Raw genomic sequence first — 14265 nt, 5'->3', positions numbered from 1 at the left:
TTAGCTTGTGAATAACTCTGTTTATAACCTTGTGGACAAGCGTGTGGGTAAGTTTGAGGATAACTCTGTGGACAAACAAGTTGATGATCAGTCAGCACAAATGACATGGTTAAATATGTGGAGTAACTACCTCTCACAAGCACCATTTTCTCAATCTACTCAAACCGTTAACGCTGCACAGGTACTACAACAACTGGTTGAAGCCAGCTTACAAGGTGACAGTTGTATTGAGGTTGAGCCAAGCCAGATTGCGGCATTGGCGGATTTGGCTGTTTCCAGCGAAATCGCAACCACGCAGGCTGCCCCTTGTGTCTATGATCAGCAGGGCTTGGCATTATACCGATATTGGCACCTAGAGCAACGCCTCGCACAGCAGATTTGTCGATTAAAGCGACAAACGATTCAGGCTGTTGATGCCGAACAGTATCAAGACTTACTCAGTGATGAACATCAGCAGGCTGCACTGAAAATGGTTTTGCAACAAGGTCTGAGCATTATTACAGGCGGGCCAGGGACAGGGAAAACCTATACTTTGGCGCGTATTATTGCAGCCCTCAACCAGACCATTCCCGATATTCGTATTGCTATGGCAGCGCCTACAGGCAAGGCTGCACAACGTATGCAGGAAGCATTACAGAACTCATTGAATGATCCAAAATTATTGGAATCAGGACTCATCACCGATGAGTTGCGTAATCAAACCACGCAAACCTTGCACCGTTTACTGGGTATGGGCAATCGACAAATACCACGCTTTCATCCCAAACAGCCTCTGCCCTATGATGTGATTGTGGTGGATGAAGCCTCCATGCTGGATTTGAATTTGGCAACCCTGTTATTCGAGGCAGTCCCAGAACAATGTCGACTTATTTTGCTGGGTGATGCTAATCAGTTGGCTTCGGTTGAGGTCGGCTCGGTTTTGGCTGATTTACAGCAAGTACAGGCATTAACTGAAAATCGAGTCCAGCTACAGACTAGCCGTCGTTTCTCTGGTGAAGCCAAGATTGGTCAATTCGCACGATTTATTCAGGCCCAGCAAGGTCTCAGCAGCCCTGATTTAGTTTTATCAAAACTAGAGACGGAAATTGTTCAGGCTGCACCTTTGCAAACGATTTCTTTAAATAAAGATATGCCTGACCTGATCCAGTTGGAATATCTACCCGAGCAGCAGGATGTGGAGATTGAACCTTATCAACAGAAGCTAATGGCTGGATTTCAAGCTTATATTGAAGCTTTAAAACATTATATACAGGCAGATGAACCTGTCGAACAGATTCAGAGCGTGATTCAAGCCTTTGATGATTATCGAATCTTAACGGCAGTTCGACATGGCCCGTTGGGAATCGAGCAACTGAATCGTTATGCGGGGCATTGGCTCAATCAGCAATTGAAACAAATCGCTGTTGGAGACTGGTATATCGGACGTCCTGTAATGATGACCTATAATGACTATCAGCTTGGGATTTCTAATGGTGATATTGGCATTTGTTTTAAACATCGCACTCAAGCGCAGCAATTTGAAGTATTTTTCCCGAGCTTAAATAAATGGATTGCAGCGCACCGACTGCCACGCAGTATGCAAACCGCTTTTGCTTTAACCATTCATAAATCACAAGGTTCGGAATTTACCCATACCGCGATTGTTTTGGATGCACATGCCGAGAAACTATTGAGTCAGGAATTGATCTATACCGCAGTCACTCGCGCTAAAAAAGTAGTGAGTATTCTGGCTGATCCGAAGGCATTACAACAGTCATTGATGATTAGAACCATTCGTCGAAGTGGTTTAGTGCAAAAGATCAATTTAGAGGGATTGTGAAATTATTCTTTAAAATTCACTGTTCTGTAAGTAAAAGCTTACAAAGATTCGAGATATTGTCGCTAGAGTGAAATAAATGTTTTTGAGATCATGTACACACAAAGAGCCTAGCACGGAAAGCTAGGTAAATCGCAAAAATATAATAATTAAGTCAATGAGACAGCGAACTTACAGTGAGGTAAGTGATAAAAGAGGAAACTTACAGCCGCTAAGCCTTGTAGTTTTGGGAGAGACTACAAGGCTTTTTTATTTTTAATCTTACTAATGTCATGATAGTTATTGTATTTATTTTAATCAAAATGATTTTAATGAAGAATCTCTACCTCTAACTGTGTGAAGCAAACATTAATTTTTCTATAAAAATTTTTAACCAAAAGTTTAAATTAATAACATGATTGTTTGACAATTTTTATGTATTATTAAGTTAAATGTTATACAGCCCCGTACGTTTTTGCTTACATAGAGATAAGAAAAATACTATTTTTCTCCACAATTGGTTCTGACAGAATAATCGGTATAAAGAAGATACGCACTGAAAGCAAAACATAAGAAGTGATGTGTAAAATACGTTCAGAGGGGCTGAAAGTAGCTTAATAAGAAACATAAAGAATAATAATAGAAAAATGAAAAGAACCTTGAATAACGCGCAAAAGCCCAAGTCTGACTTGGGCTCTTTTTTTGCTGCGATCAAATTGAATTAGACGATGTCTGCCTCGTGTCGATCTGTTGCGAATAATGAACGACGTTGATTCTTTGGAATCTTCGAGCAGTTTGTTGAGATTTGATATAATGTTTTGGCAAGAGCAGGGAGGTGTGTCCCAACGACAGATTTTCCTGTGGTAAGCAACGATACACTAATATCACGCTCTGGATCTGCCCAACATAAAATATTAGAAAAACCAATGTGCCCAAAAGCCTGGCCAGTCATTGGACCAAATAAACCGACTGGATTACTACCAAGCATTGGACCTAACGCATAACGCATTGGGGCGAGTAGAGTACGGTCTATGCTTGTTCCTGATGTTGGTAGGGTTGAGCGAAATACAGTTTTTGCGCTCATGATCTCTTTACCCTGATACTCACCACCGCTGAGTAACATTTCAAAAAAACGACCGATTTGTTCAGCGCTGGTATAAATGTTCCCAGCAGGACAAATGGTATCCATGAAACGAGTATCGTTGGTTACATCCACTGCAAGTTGTAAACCGCCACCAAGTACATGATTAAGATAATGGTCTGTACCTAAGCTTGGGTGAATTCCTGTGGCATAGTTTAGTGCAACATTATCTCGATATTGTGGTTTCAAACCATAGTTGAAATAATCCATCCCCATTGGTTTTTCAATATTTTCAGCTAAAAACTCACGTACGCTTTGTCCAGTTACACGCTGAACGATTTCACCTAGGATATAACCCGCGGTAACAGCGTGATAAGCAAGATGTGTCCCTGATGGCGAAACAGGTTTAGCTGCGCAAAGTACTTTTAAGATTTCTTCTTGGTTAAATAAAAGTTCTGGTGTGACTTCTGTATCAATACGTGGAATCCCGCCACGGTGAGAAAGCAAATGGAAAATAGTCGCACGACGTTTACCATTGACCCCATATTCAGGAATATAGTAGCTAATCGGATCGAGCAGATTTAAATCACCGCGCTCATCCAACATATGGATCAGCATTGCTGTAATCATTTTTGATGCAGAGAATAAACATACAGGCGTATCAGGCGTACCAATTTTTGCATCCGCGGCTAAGCCATCTGGGGAGTTACCCTGTGCATAACCAATACTGCGGTTCAGTAAAATTTGTCCTTGACGTCGCAAACATAATGTAACGAGTGGATAGTTTCCTGTTTTATACAGGCATTCAACGCTATTCCAGATCTTTTGAATCTGCTTTTCAGTCATTCCACCCAATTCAGCCGCAACTTCATCTTTTGAGCGAATCACTTGATTTAAGTCATTTGGTACATAACAAGTATTGGTTGATAAAATTTTCACGATTCCCTCGCAATATTTTCGTTTTCTTTCGTCTCTGTCATAAATTGAAAACAGATATCCGATAGTGTGCCTATTTTGTTCAATGCTGTCAGCTGCCGAAATGCCAGCAAAGTTAAAACATTTTTGCAATATGGTGATAGATCACTTAAAATAGGTGACTTGCTGTAGTGATGCACGGCAGTCAGTTGCTTGCAACTGATCATTATCATTTTATTTTTTAAGCATCTCGGAGAAATCGAATGGCTTTAACTAACGCAGATCGCGCAGAGATCATTGCTAAATTTGCTCGTGCAGAAAACGACACTGGTTCACCTGAAGTACAAGTTGCTTTATTGACTGCTCAAATCAATGATTTGCAAGGTCACTTTAAAGAACACAAACATGACCACCACAGCCGTCGTGGTTTGATTCGTATGGTTAACCAACGTCGTAAATTACTTGACTATTTAAATGGTAAAGATCACGGTCGTTATGTTGCTTTGATCGGCGCATTAGGTTTACGTCGTTAATTCGATTTGGCTTTATTTTCGGTATTTCGCATGTTGCAATGCTTTAACGCTGAAAACAAAGTTTCGCCTGATTTAAGTTAGGCGATTTTAGAAGGGGCGCATGTTCGCTCCTTCTTTGTGTTTAAATTTATTTAAAAATTTTGATCTGGTGCGATGGCTTCTAAGCTTTGTCATTTATCTACACATGAGTTGTGGTCTGAATGCCAAACCTTAGGGGTCTCACTAGAATAACTTTTTAAAAGAAACCAGGAAAATATAATACATGTCAATGTTTAATATCGTTCGTAAAGAATTCCAATTTGGTCAACACCAAGTTGTTTTAGAAACGGGTCGTGTTGCACGTCAAGCAAATACAGTTTTAATCACAATGGGTGGTGTAACTGTGCTTGTTGCGGTTGTGGCTCAGCCTAAAGCAAAAGCGGGTCAAGACTTTTTCCCGTTAACTGTGAATTATCAAGAAAAACAATATGCGGCGGGTCGTATCCCTGGTGGTTATGGTAAGCGCGAAGGTCGTGCGTCTGAAGCTGAGACTTTAATTTCTCGTTTGATTGACCGTCCAATTCGTCCATTGTTCCCAGAAGGTTATTTCAACGAAATCCAAGTCACAGCAACAGTTGTGTCTTCTGACAAAACCATGGATGCTGACATTGCTGCAATGTTAGGTACATCTGCTGCATTGTCGATTGCAGGCACACCTTTCCGTGGTCCAATTGGTGGCGCACGTGTTGGTTTGATCAATGGTGAATATGTTCTTAACCCAACGTTAGAACAACTTGCACAATCTGATCTTGATCTTGTCGTTGCAGGTACAGAGTCAGCAGTGTTAATGGTTGAATCTGAAGCGAAAGAACTTTCAGAAGACCAAATGTTAGGCGCAGTACTTTTCGGTCATGACGAAATGCAAATTGCTGTACAAGCAATCAAAGAATTTGCTGCAGCTGTTGGTGCGAAAGAATCAGAGTGGGTTGCTCCAACTAAAAATGAAGCACTTCTTGAGCAATTAAAAGCAGCTTTCGAAGCGAAAATCTCTCAAGCATATACTATTGCGGTTAAACAAGATCGCTATGCAGCACTTGATGCACTATATGCAGAAGCTGTAGCTCAGTTCGTTCCAGAAAATGACGAAACTGGTATTGCTGATGAAGTAAACGAATTATTCGAAGATCTTAAATACCGTACAGTACGTGACAACATCTTGTCAGGTAAGCCACGTATTGATGGTCGTGATACAAAAACTGTTCGTGCTATCGACGTTCAAGTTGGCGTATTAGATCGTGCACACGGTTCTGCATTATTTACACGTGGCGAAACACAAGCACTTGTAACTGCAACTTTAGGTAACACACGTGATGCATTGATGGTTGATACCTTGGCGGGTACAAAAACTGACAACTTCATGTTGCACTATAACTTTCCTGCTTACTCAGTAGGTGAAACGGGTCGTGAATCAGGTCCTAAGCGTCGTGAAATCGGTCACGGTCGTTTAGCACGCCGTGGTGTACAAGCGGTTCTTCCACCTGTTGATCGTTTCCCTTACGTACTTCGTATTGTATCTGATATTACTGAATCAAACGGTTCATCTTCTATGGCGTCTGTTTGTGGAGCATCTCTTGCACTGATGGATGCAGGTGTTCCGCTTAAAGCACCAGTTGCAGGTATCGCAATGGGCTTAGTGAAAGAAGGTGAGCGTTTTGCAGTACTTTCAGACATCTTAGGTGACGAAGACCACCTTGGTGATATGGACTTTAAAGTAGCAGGTTCTGCAAACGGTATTACTGCGCTTCAAATGGACATCAAGATCGAAGGTATTACTGAAGAGATCATGGAAGTTGCATTAAACCAAGCTTTTGCTGGTCGTATGCATATCCTGAATGAAATGAATAAAGTCATTTCACGTGCTCGTGCAGAAATTAGTGCTAATGCGCCGACTTTCGAAGTGATTAACATCAATCCAGATAAGATTCGTGATGTGATTGGTAAAGGTGGTGCTACCATTCGTGCCATTACAGAAGAGACTAAAGCTGCGATTGATATCGAAGACAATGGTACAGTTCGTGTATTTGGTGAAACTAAAGCTGCTGCTCGCGCTGCGATTGCAAAAATCCAAGCACTGACTGCTGAAGTTGAGCCAGGCAAAATCTACGACGGTAAAGTGATTCGTATCGTTGAATTTGGTGCGTTCGTAAATATCATGCCTGGTACGGATGGTTTACTTCACATTTCACAAATCTCAAATGAGCGTATTGCGAATGTGACCGACGTGTTAAAAGAAGGTCAGGACGTTAAGGTTCAGGTGGCCGATGTGGATAACCGTGGTCGTATTAAGTTGACAATGAAAGATATTGAGCAAGCTCAATAATAGCAATACTTTTGCTTAAAAAAAGCGCATTGTTATTATAATGCGCTTTTTTATTAATTAAATGAAAACTATAAATATAAATTGGCGAAACAATAAACATAAAATTATCTTATATTAGACATTAGTCGAATGCTTAAATTGTAAGGATTACAATTAACGTAGAATTCCCCAAATTTCCGCTCCTGCCTGTGTTTATAAGGTTTTAGATAGATAGTCGGAAGTCTATTTGTTATCCCAATATGAAGGAATATTACACATGCATATCGATCATGCCGCCACACGTCAAGATGACCAACCACCAAAGAAACCAAAGTTTTATCAAATTCTTTACGTACAGGTCATCTTTGCAATTGTTGCAGGGATATTGTTAGGTCATTTTTTTCCTGAATTTGGTGAAAGTTTAAAACCACTTGGTGAAGCCTTCATTAAAATGGTGAAAATGATTATTGCACCCGTAATTTTCTTGACCGTTGTGACAGGAATTGCTGGGATGAAAAATCTCGGCAGCGTTGGACGAGTCACGGGTAAAGCAATGATTTATTTTCTAACCTTTTCAACATTGGCGTTAGTCGTCGGGTTAATTGTTGGGAATGTGATTCAACCAGGTCATGGGTTAAATATCGATCCAAGTACATTACACAGCACTAAAGTTGATGAATATGCAGCTAAAGCACATGAATCAACTATTACAGGTTTCTTGATGAATATCATTCCAGATACATTGGTGAGTCCATTTGTATCAGGTCAAATTCTTCAAGTTTTGTTTGTCGCAGTATTATTTGGTTTGGCATTGGCTAAATCAGGTGATTTAGGTCGTCCAATTACTGATTTTCTTCAACAGCTGACCAATCCCGTATTTACTTTGGTGAGTATGTTAATGAAGTTTGCACCTATTGGTGCATTTGGTGCGATGGCATTTACCATTGGCGCTTATGGAATTAGTTCAATTGGGAACTTGATGTTATTAATCGCAACCTTCTACATCACCGCATTACTTTTCGTTATTGTTATCTTGGGTGCAGTCGCTCGTTATAATGGTTTTTCGATTATCGACCTGATCCGTTATATCAAAGATGAACTCTGGTTGGTTCTGGGTACAAGTTCATCAGAAGCAGCACTCCCATCTTTGATGGCGAAAATGGAAAAAGCAGGCTGTGAAAAATCGGTTGTGGGTTTAGTAATTCCGACTGGGTATTCATTCAACTTAGATGGCACCAACATTTACATGACATTGGCGGCATTATTTATTGCACAAGCATGTAATATTGAATTGACACTTACTCAACAAGTGACAATTTTATTGGTGGCTATGCTCAGTTCTAAAGGTGCTGCCGGGATCACGGGCGCAGGCTTTATTACTTTGGCTGCAACGCTTTCGGTTGTTCCTGCGATTCCAGTTGCGGGGATGGCGTTGATCCTTGGTATTGACCGTTTTATGTCTGAATGCCGTGCTCTAACCAATTTAGTTGGTAATGCTTGCGCAACAATTGTTGTTGCAAAATGGGATAAGGCATTAGATAAAGAGCAACTCGACCAAGCCTTAAAACATGGCGTGGTAGTAAACAAAGAAGTTTAATACCGCCTAATTTGAAAAAGCCTCGATGCCTCGTATACGAGGCTTTTTCATGTCATTTGATTTTGATAATAGAATAAACATAGCTTTTTGTTGTGCTTCATGGCAGCATTTCTATGGATTTTCAAACTTATCTCGACTCTATGCAGCTTTATTATTTTTATCGTCATAACAGTGAAAATACGATTTTTATTAGCGTGGAACAACAAACAGAACATACGCTTGAGTTTTTATGGGTTGATAGTTTGAGACAGGATTTGGTTAATCATACCGATTCTTGGCAAAAAAATATTTATGAGCATACAGGTGTGGTGCTTAACGAATTTCATATGCGCGATTTGCTCAATATTGAACATCCTTGTGCCTTTGATACAGTTGAAGAATATGACCTATTAGTATTTCGGAAATTGATCAGTCCAGACGATCAAATTTATGAAAGTGACAATGCTTTAGAATCTCATGAAAGTATTTTTGGCCTAGCGACTACACCGATGAGTTTTATCCTAACGCCGAATATTTTGGTGAGTGTGAGGGAGCAGGGGAATAAAGCAATCGAAAGCTATATTCAACGTATTCAAGTCATTATGGGTCGTCCGATTGCTGAACAAAATAAACCGAGAAAGTTAGCCAGCACACCTGCCGATTTATGCTTACGCTTATTGAACAGCATGATTGATGGCTATTTGAATTTGCGTACACCGCTGACACGTCGTGTTGAACATTGGCAACAGCAACTTTTGCAGGGCAACCGCCGTTTTAAACAGTGGCATCAATTGTTCCATGAAGATATGGCTTTCCAGCAAATTGAAAATTTATGTGAGGAACAAATAGAGACCTTGCAGGAGTTCCGAGATGAACTGGTGGATAATTATCATCATGTGATGGGAGAACTTAAGCATAAGAATCAAGATATTCTCTTAGTTCGCCTTGATGATTTAATGAGCCATGTGGAACGTGTTCAAAAACATACCTTGCGTTTAAGAAATGCGATTCAATCGGCGATTGATTTACATTTTTCAGCTATTGCGAATCAAACCAATGAAAATATGCGTATTTTGGCAATTATTACGGCAATATTTGCCCCTTTGACCTTATTAACAGGGATTTATGGGATGAATTTTGAATTTATCCCAGGGTTAAAGTCACCTGTTGGTTTTTGGATTATGCTTGCAGTCATGTTAATGAGCACGGTGGTACTGCTGTACTATTTTTATCAGCAACATCTGGTAGGGCGTGGTGAGCGTAGTGTGATTGACCTATTGGCACAACAGCATAAACAACGGAATGTAAATTTACTTTGGTTCTTAGACTATGAACCAATTAAGCAAACACTCAAAGAGGTAGAGAAAATGACTAAACTTAAATAAAGTGTTTAGTCATATATAAAGATGTTGCCTTAGTGAAAATGTTTTAACTGCCTGCGCAGTTGCTGCACTTCATCAATCAGGTCCAGCATCACCGCAACTGCAGATAGACTGGCATCAAAGTCACGCTGTAAACGGTAGGCACGACGGGCGCGAGCAACATCTTCACCAATGAACTGGTGGCTTTGTGGATCAACCTGAATCTGCAAAATATCGTAGTCGATCAGCTTGAGTACCCAGTCGGTGCTTTGACCACAGGCTTCGGCAAAGTGCTCAAGATCAAGTGCCAATTGTTCATCAATAATTTCAACTTGGCAGTGACCGTCATATTGAATTTCTTTGTATTGAATAGTTGTCATGATCTTACTCCTTATGATGCACGAGGTCTGAATGAACCAAAAGCATCCGCAAACTGTTGATAAGCTTGTTGCTCTTGTTCGCTGTGTGCTGGTGGTAAAACAATATTAATAATTAGATATAAATGCCCTGCAGTTTTATTTGGTATCCCTTTATCTTTGAGACGTAATTGTTGTCCATTTTTGGCATTTTTAGGTAAATTGACTTTGAGTTGACCTGCGGGAGTATAAACTTCAATGCTTTGTCCTAGAGCTGCTTCCCACGGAGTTACATCAATATTTTGATAGACATCAGCCCCTTCAATACGAATGCGGTCGGTATCTTTATATTGGATTTCAATATAAAGATCACCATTTTCACCGCCATTGATACCACTTTGTCCTTGACCATTTAAGCGAATTTGCTGGCCTTCTTTCATTCCTTTTGGAATCTTAACCTGTAAGGTTTTTCGCTGGACTTCAGGTTCACCATAGACGTTATAAGTTGGAATTTGTAAGGTAATCTGTTGGGTTGAGCCGTGATAGGCAATATCTAAATCGACTTGAATACTGGCATGCTGATCTTCACCCTTGTAACTACGTTGCTGGCGTTGCGAACGCTGCTGTCCACCACCAAAACCTGAGCCAAATCGACCAAATAAATCCTCAAAGCCACTAAAGTCAGCGCCTTCACCTGAGCTTTGGCGATAGAACTGTGAGCCGCCAAACCCATTTGAATTGCCTTGTCCAAAATTAGAGAAACCTTGTGGATGATCCAGCATCTGGTCATATTCAGCTTTTTTCGTGGCGTCACTCAAGGTGTCATAGGCGACATTAATCGCCTGCATTTTAGCTTCCGCATCGGTTTCTTTACTCACATCAGGATGATATTTACGTGCCAGTTTTCGATAAGCTTTTTTTATTTCATCTGCTGCGGCATCTCTTGAAACACCTAGCTCTTCATAATAATTTTTTGCCATGATCTTAAATATAATAATGAGATGTTTCTTTTATTATGAAACGAATCCAAGAGATTTCAATAGATTCGATTGTATAAGAGTTGTTTTGTTGTTTTGTTGTTTTGGAAAAAATGCCAGCCCTCTGGCTTGGCTGACACCGATCATGATGTCCATTGAACTATCACTTTAAGTGAAATAGAGTTTTGGGTAAATGTGTTATCCAGTAGACATTCATATCAAATAAAAAAAGACGGAAGCCCGTCTTTTTTATTTTACTTTTCAATTAACTTAAATGTTCACCAAATAAGCCTAAAGCTTCTTCTGCACTAAACTCATAACGTGCATTACAGAATTGGCAATCCATCTGGATTGGATTTTGTGCTTCTAGTGTTTCATGAACTGCATCCACACCAATTTGAATCAAAGCGTGGGCGCAGCGTTCCTTTGAACAGGTACAACCGAACTTTAACTGCTCAACTTCGGGTAAACGAACCTCTTCTTCGTTATACAAACGATAGAGAATTTCATTGGCTGAAAGATCCGTCAATTCCTCGGGTTTAAGGGTTTCAGTCAACATGGTCAAACGGGGCCACAGGTCCTCATCAACCAACTGTTGTTCTTCTTCATTATTACGAGGGAGTAGTTGGATTAATAAACCACCTGAACGTTGACCATTAGTTGCCAGTACGATATGTGTTGGTATCTGTGCAGACAAATCGTAATACTGCTTTAAACAACCTGCTAATGTCGGTTGATCAAATGGTACGATACCTTGGTAGCGTTCGCCGTGTTCAGGTTCGATATTGATGAACAGCACAGGGTTGCTCAGGGCAGCAAGCACCGTACGACTATCTTTACCTTCTGCGAAGCGCGGATCTTCTTCGTAATCTGCGAGCGCACGAACTTCACCTAAGTGATTGCATTCGGCCATAGCCCATTTAAATGTTCCGCTTGCTTGAATTTGTAAGCTAATACGACCACGAATCTTGAGTGTACTTGCAAGTAAGGCGGTTGCACTCAGCATTTCACCCAAGAGACTTTGTACCGCAGGCATATATTCACGTTGCGCCAAAATGGTTTGTAGTGCTTCTTCCAAATGAACCACTTCACCACGAACAGGGCAGTCTTCGATAAAAAAGCGTTGGCGTAAATCAGACATATTTTTCTCCAGTGCTCCTTCGAGGGAGCGCAAAGCAACGCTTTGCTTTGTAACGCACTTCAGAATTTATAAAGAGGTGCATGGTTATGCAGTCAATAATGGTGTCAGTTTGCCAAAACTCAAGATGTTTCATTGAGTGATTTTGCATCACATTGTGTGTTTTGATCATTGCTCGCACGATCTAAAATCAAAGTTTTTGTATTTGCAAATAAATACTCAAGCTCGGCAATAGCACTTGGATGGTTTTTAATGATCTCTTGTTGATTAGAATTCCAATGTTGCTGCATAAGCCGTTCATCTTCTTGTTTAAAATGCATCATCATATTTTGTGCTTCATCTTCGGGAAGGCCTGTTTCAACCAAGGTTTGCTGCGCCATACTTAAAGCAGATGCGTAGGTTTCACGCCAAATCTGTGAGATACCTAAATCATGAAGTAATCGTGCATGATGACGATCTCGAGCACGAACCAAAATGGTTAAATCTGGATAATTTAAACGCAGATGTCGTGCTAGATTCATGCTGTCCTCGACATCATCAATCACAATAATCAGTAACTTACAGTATTCAATACCTGTAGCACGTAGGTTTTCGATTTGTGTAACATCGGCATCAATAAAATGATGTCCATATTGTTCAATAAAGTCAGCATCAGGTTGGTTGCTATCAATCACGTTAAAGTGTTTGCCTTGCGCATGTAAAGCACGTGCAATGACTTGCCCAAAACGGCCAAATCCAATAATGAGAATTGGATGTTGGGGGATATCAGCATCAGCCACAGCGGCTTTATTTTTTTGCAGCATCGGTAAAATTTTCCGATTAAACAGTGCGTAAAGTAAAGGTGTGAATAGCATCGAACCCAAGATAATGAGAAATGTCGGTGCTAATAATTCTGTGCTAACTAAATTTTCGCTTTCAGCTAGCTTGAGTAGAATTAAACTGAGTTCACCACTTTGTGCCAAGCTTACGGCAAATAAGGTACTAAATTTGGCATTGCGTTGTTGAGAATAGCTGATCGCACCGATCACAACTGCTTTGATTAAGACCAATGCAAAGATTGAACCTAGAATCAAGAGTGGAGATTGGCTTAAAGGTGTCAATGAAAGCCCCAAGCCAATCGCCATAAAAAACAAGCCTGTCGCCGTATCTTTCAAGGGTTCTAGAATACGCTCAACTTCAACTTTAAATTCAGTCTCAGCAAGTAAAAGTCCAGCTAAAAATGCAGCGATCAAAATGTGAAGATTTAAAATATCCATAATTAGGATGACTGAAAGCAGGATGAATAAACTGAGCACAGCAATAAGATGGAGGCTTTTTTTATGTACTAAGAAACGAAATATAGGATGAACTAAATAACGATTGGCTAAAAATAGACCTGAAATCGTAGCGATGAGCGCTGCAAAATAGGCGATTCCGTGTCGAGTAGAGGCTGTGTCTTCTAGGAAAGGAAAGAGTGCAATCAGAATGACGGTAATAAAAGCCTGCAATTGTAAGGTAGCTAAAGTAGCTTGTTCTAATTTATGGTTGCTTTGTTGTTTTTGTTGGAGTAGTTGTTGTGGAAGAATCAACGCGGAGAGCGCTAAAGCACATCCGAGAATCAGACTGTGCCACACTTGATCAAGCAGTAAGAAACATGCTCCAACTAGAAGGATCGTGATAATGAAGTATTGTAGGCCACTATTTTTTAGGATGTCTTTGCGTTCTCCCCACAGTTTTAGCGGGCGAAAAGCAAAGCCAATAAAGAACATCACGGCAATCATACCGAAATGCAGCAGTTGATTAATCAGTTTAGGATCTTCAATCAAACCAGAAACACTGGAACCAAGTAAAAGTCCTGCAATCAGATAACCCAAGACACTCGTGCCTGTGTAACGCTTCGCTAATGGAGCAAAAATTAAAGCTGCCGCCAGTAAAACAATAGCTTGTGGTAGGAATGACATGTTCTGCCTTGATCTGCTGATTTCTTTCAGCTGTTACATTAACTTAAAAATTGGGTGAGTTTGTAAGGGAAATATGAATTTTTCTTTTGGATTTTTATTTTTAAACGCTCTTGAGATGTACGCCTCCGTGTCAAACGATATCACGTGAGTTTCATGGAGGTGCAGTATTTATAAAGTAGATGATGTTGTTGGGCGCAATAACCATTTCACAGAAGCATCAATTGAATGAGCCACTAAGAAAATGCATGGCTCATT

General features: G+C 40.3%; 10 protein-coding genes. 5 read left to right on the top strand and 5 right to left on the bottom strand.

The features are described from left to right. The first annotated feature begins 67 nt into the window (after nt 1-67). Nucleotides 68-1819, top strand: coding sequence for an exodeoxyribonuclease V subunit alpha (recD, locus tag F908_RS13245; RefSeq protein WP_212749360.1), 1752 nt, complete (start codon nt 68-70; stop codon nt 1817-1819). Nucleotides 1820-2516: 697 nt separating this feature from the next. Here recD and F908_RS13240 read toward each other — a convergent pair. Then, a complete protein-coding gene (locus tag F908_RS13240; protein WP_005162848.1) occupies nt 2517-3815 on the bottom strand; it encodes a serine hydrolase domain-containing protein in 1299 nt (432 codons plus the stop codon). 239 nt (nt 3816-4054) lie between these two features. On the opposite strand from F908_RS13240, the gene rpsO reads away from it, so the two are divergent. The 4 genes from rpsO to F908_RS13220 all read left to right on the top strand — a co-directional run bounded on the left by rpsO (nt 4055) and on the right by F908_RS13220 (nt 9623). Beyond that, complete coding sequence (rpsO, locus tag F908_RS13235) at nt 4055-4324, top strand: 30S ribosomal protein S15 (protein WP_004637724.1); 270 nt, start codon at nt 4055-4057, stop codon at nt 4322-4324. Nucleotides 4325-4592: 268 nt separating this feature from the next. After that, nucleotides 4593-6683 carry a polyribonucleotide nucleotidyltransferase gene (gene pnp, locus F908_RS13230; protein WP_171063595.1) on the top strand — a complete coding sequence of 697 codons (2091 nt, stop codon included), beginning with the start codon at nt 4593-4595 and terminating at the stop codon, nt 6681-6683. Nucleotides 6684-6939: 256 nt separating this feature from the next. Next, nucleotides 6940-8259: a dicarboxylate/amino acid:cation symporter gene (locus tag F908_RS13225; protein WP_005162842.1), complete on the top strand. Its 1320-nt coding sequence runs from the start codon at nt 6940-6942 to the stop codon at nt 8257-8259. A gap of 140 nt (nt 8260-8399) precedes the next feature. Beyond that, a complete protein-coding gene (locus tag F908_RS13220; protein ID WP_034602874.1) occupies nt 8400-9623 on the top strand; it encodes a magnesium transporter CorA family protein in 1224 nt (407 codons plus the stop codon). A gap of 29 nt (nt 9624-9652) precedes the next feature. Here F908_RS13220 and F908_RS13215 read toward each other — a convergent pair whose 3' ends face one another. From F908_RS13215 to F908_RS13200, 4 genes are all read right to left on the bottom strand, one after another. Next, nucleotides 9653-9979 carry a chaperone modulator CbpM gene (locus F908_RS13215; protein ID WP_004763725.1) on the bottom strand — a complete coding sequence of 109 codons (327 nt, stop codon included), beginning with the start codon at nt 9977-9979 and terminating at the stop codon, nt 9653-9655. Nucleotides 9980-9990: 11 nt separating this feature from the next. Next, nucleotides 9991-10935: a DnaJ C-terminal domain-containing protein gene (locus F908_RS13210; protein ID WP_005162838.1), complete on the bottom strand. Its 945-nt coding sequence runs from the start codon at nt 10933-10935 to the stop codon at nt 9991-9993. Nucleotides 10936-11197: 262 nt separating this feature from the next. Then, a complete protein-coding gene (locus tag F908_RS13205) occupies nt 11198-12073 on the bottom strand; it encodes an Hsp33 family molecular chaperone HslO (RefSeq protein WP_005162836.1) in 876 nt (291 codons plus the stop codon). Nucleotides 12074-12192: 119 nt separating this feature from the next. After that, entirely contained in the window at nt 12193-14010 is a 1818-nt protein-coding gene (locus tag F908_RS13200) for a cation:proton antiporter domain-containing protein (protein ID WP_005162832.1), read from the bottom strand. Nucleotides 14011-14265: the final 255 nt, after the last annotated feature.

Origin of the sequence: Acinetobacter sp. NIPH 284, from assembly GCF_000369425.1 — a bacterium.
GTDB lineage: Bacteria > Pseudomonadota > Gammaproteobacteria > Pseudomonadales > Moraxellaceae > Acinetobacter.
This window is presented reverse-complemented; position numbering and strand designations above follow the sequence as displayed.

Coding starts and splice junctions, on each gene's coding strand:
- F908_RS13210 (WP_005162838.1), bottom strand. CDS start 10,935: ATGGCAAAAAATTATTATGAAGAGCTAGGTGTTTCAAGAGATGCCGCA.
- F908_RS13220 (WP_034602874.1), top strand. CDS start 8,400: ATGCAGCTTTATTATTTTTATCGTCATAACAGTGAAAATACGATTTTT.
- rpsO (WP_004637724.1), top strand. CDS start 4,055: ATGGCTTTAACTAACGCAGATCGCGCAGAGATCATTGCTAAATTTGCT.
- F908_RS13205 (WP_005162836.1), bottom strand. CDS start 12,073: ATGTCTGATTTACGCCAACGCTTTTTTATCGAAGACTGCCCTGTTCGT.
- F908_RS13200 (WP_005162832.1), bottom strand. CDS start 14,010: ATGTCATTCCTACCACAAGCTATTGTTTTACTGGCGGCAGCTTTAATT.
- pnp (WP_171063595.1), top strand. CDS start 4,593: ATGTTTAATATCGTTCGTAAAGAATTCCAATTTGGTCAACACCAAGTT.
- F908_RS13215 (WP_004763725.1), bottom strand. CDS start 9,979: ATGACAACTATTCAATACAAAGAAATTCAATATGACGGTCACTGCCAA.
- F908_RS13225 (WP_005162842.1), top strand. CDS start 6,940: ATGCATATCGATCATGCCGCCACACGTCAAGATGACCAACCACCAAAG.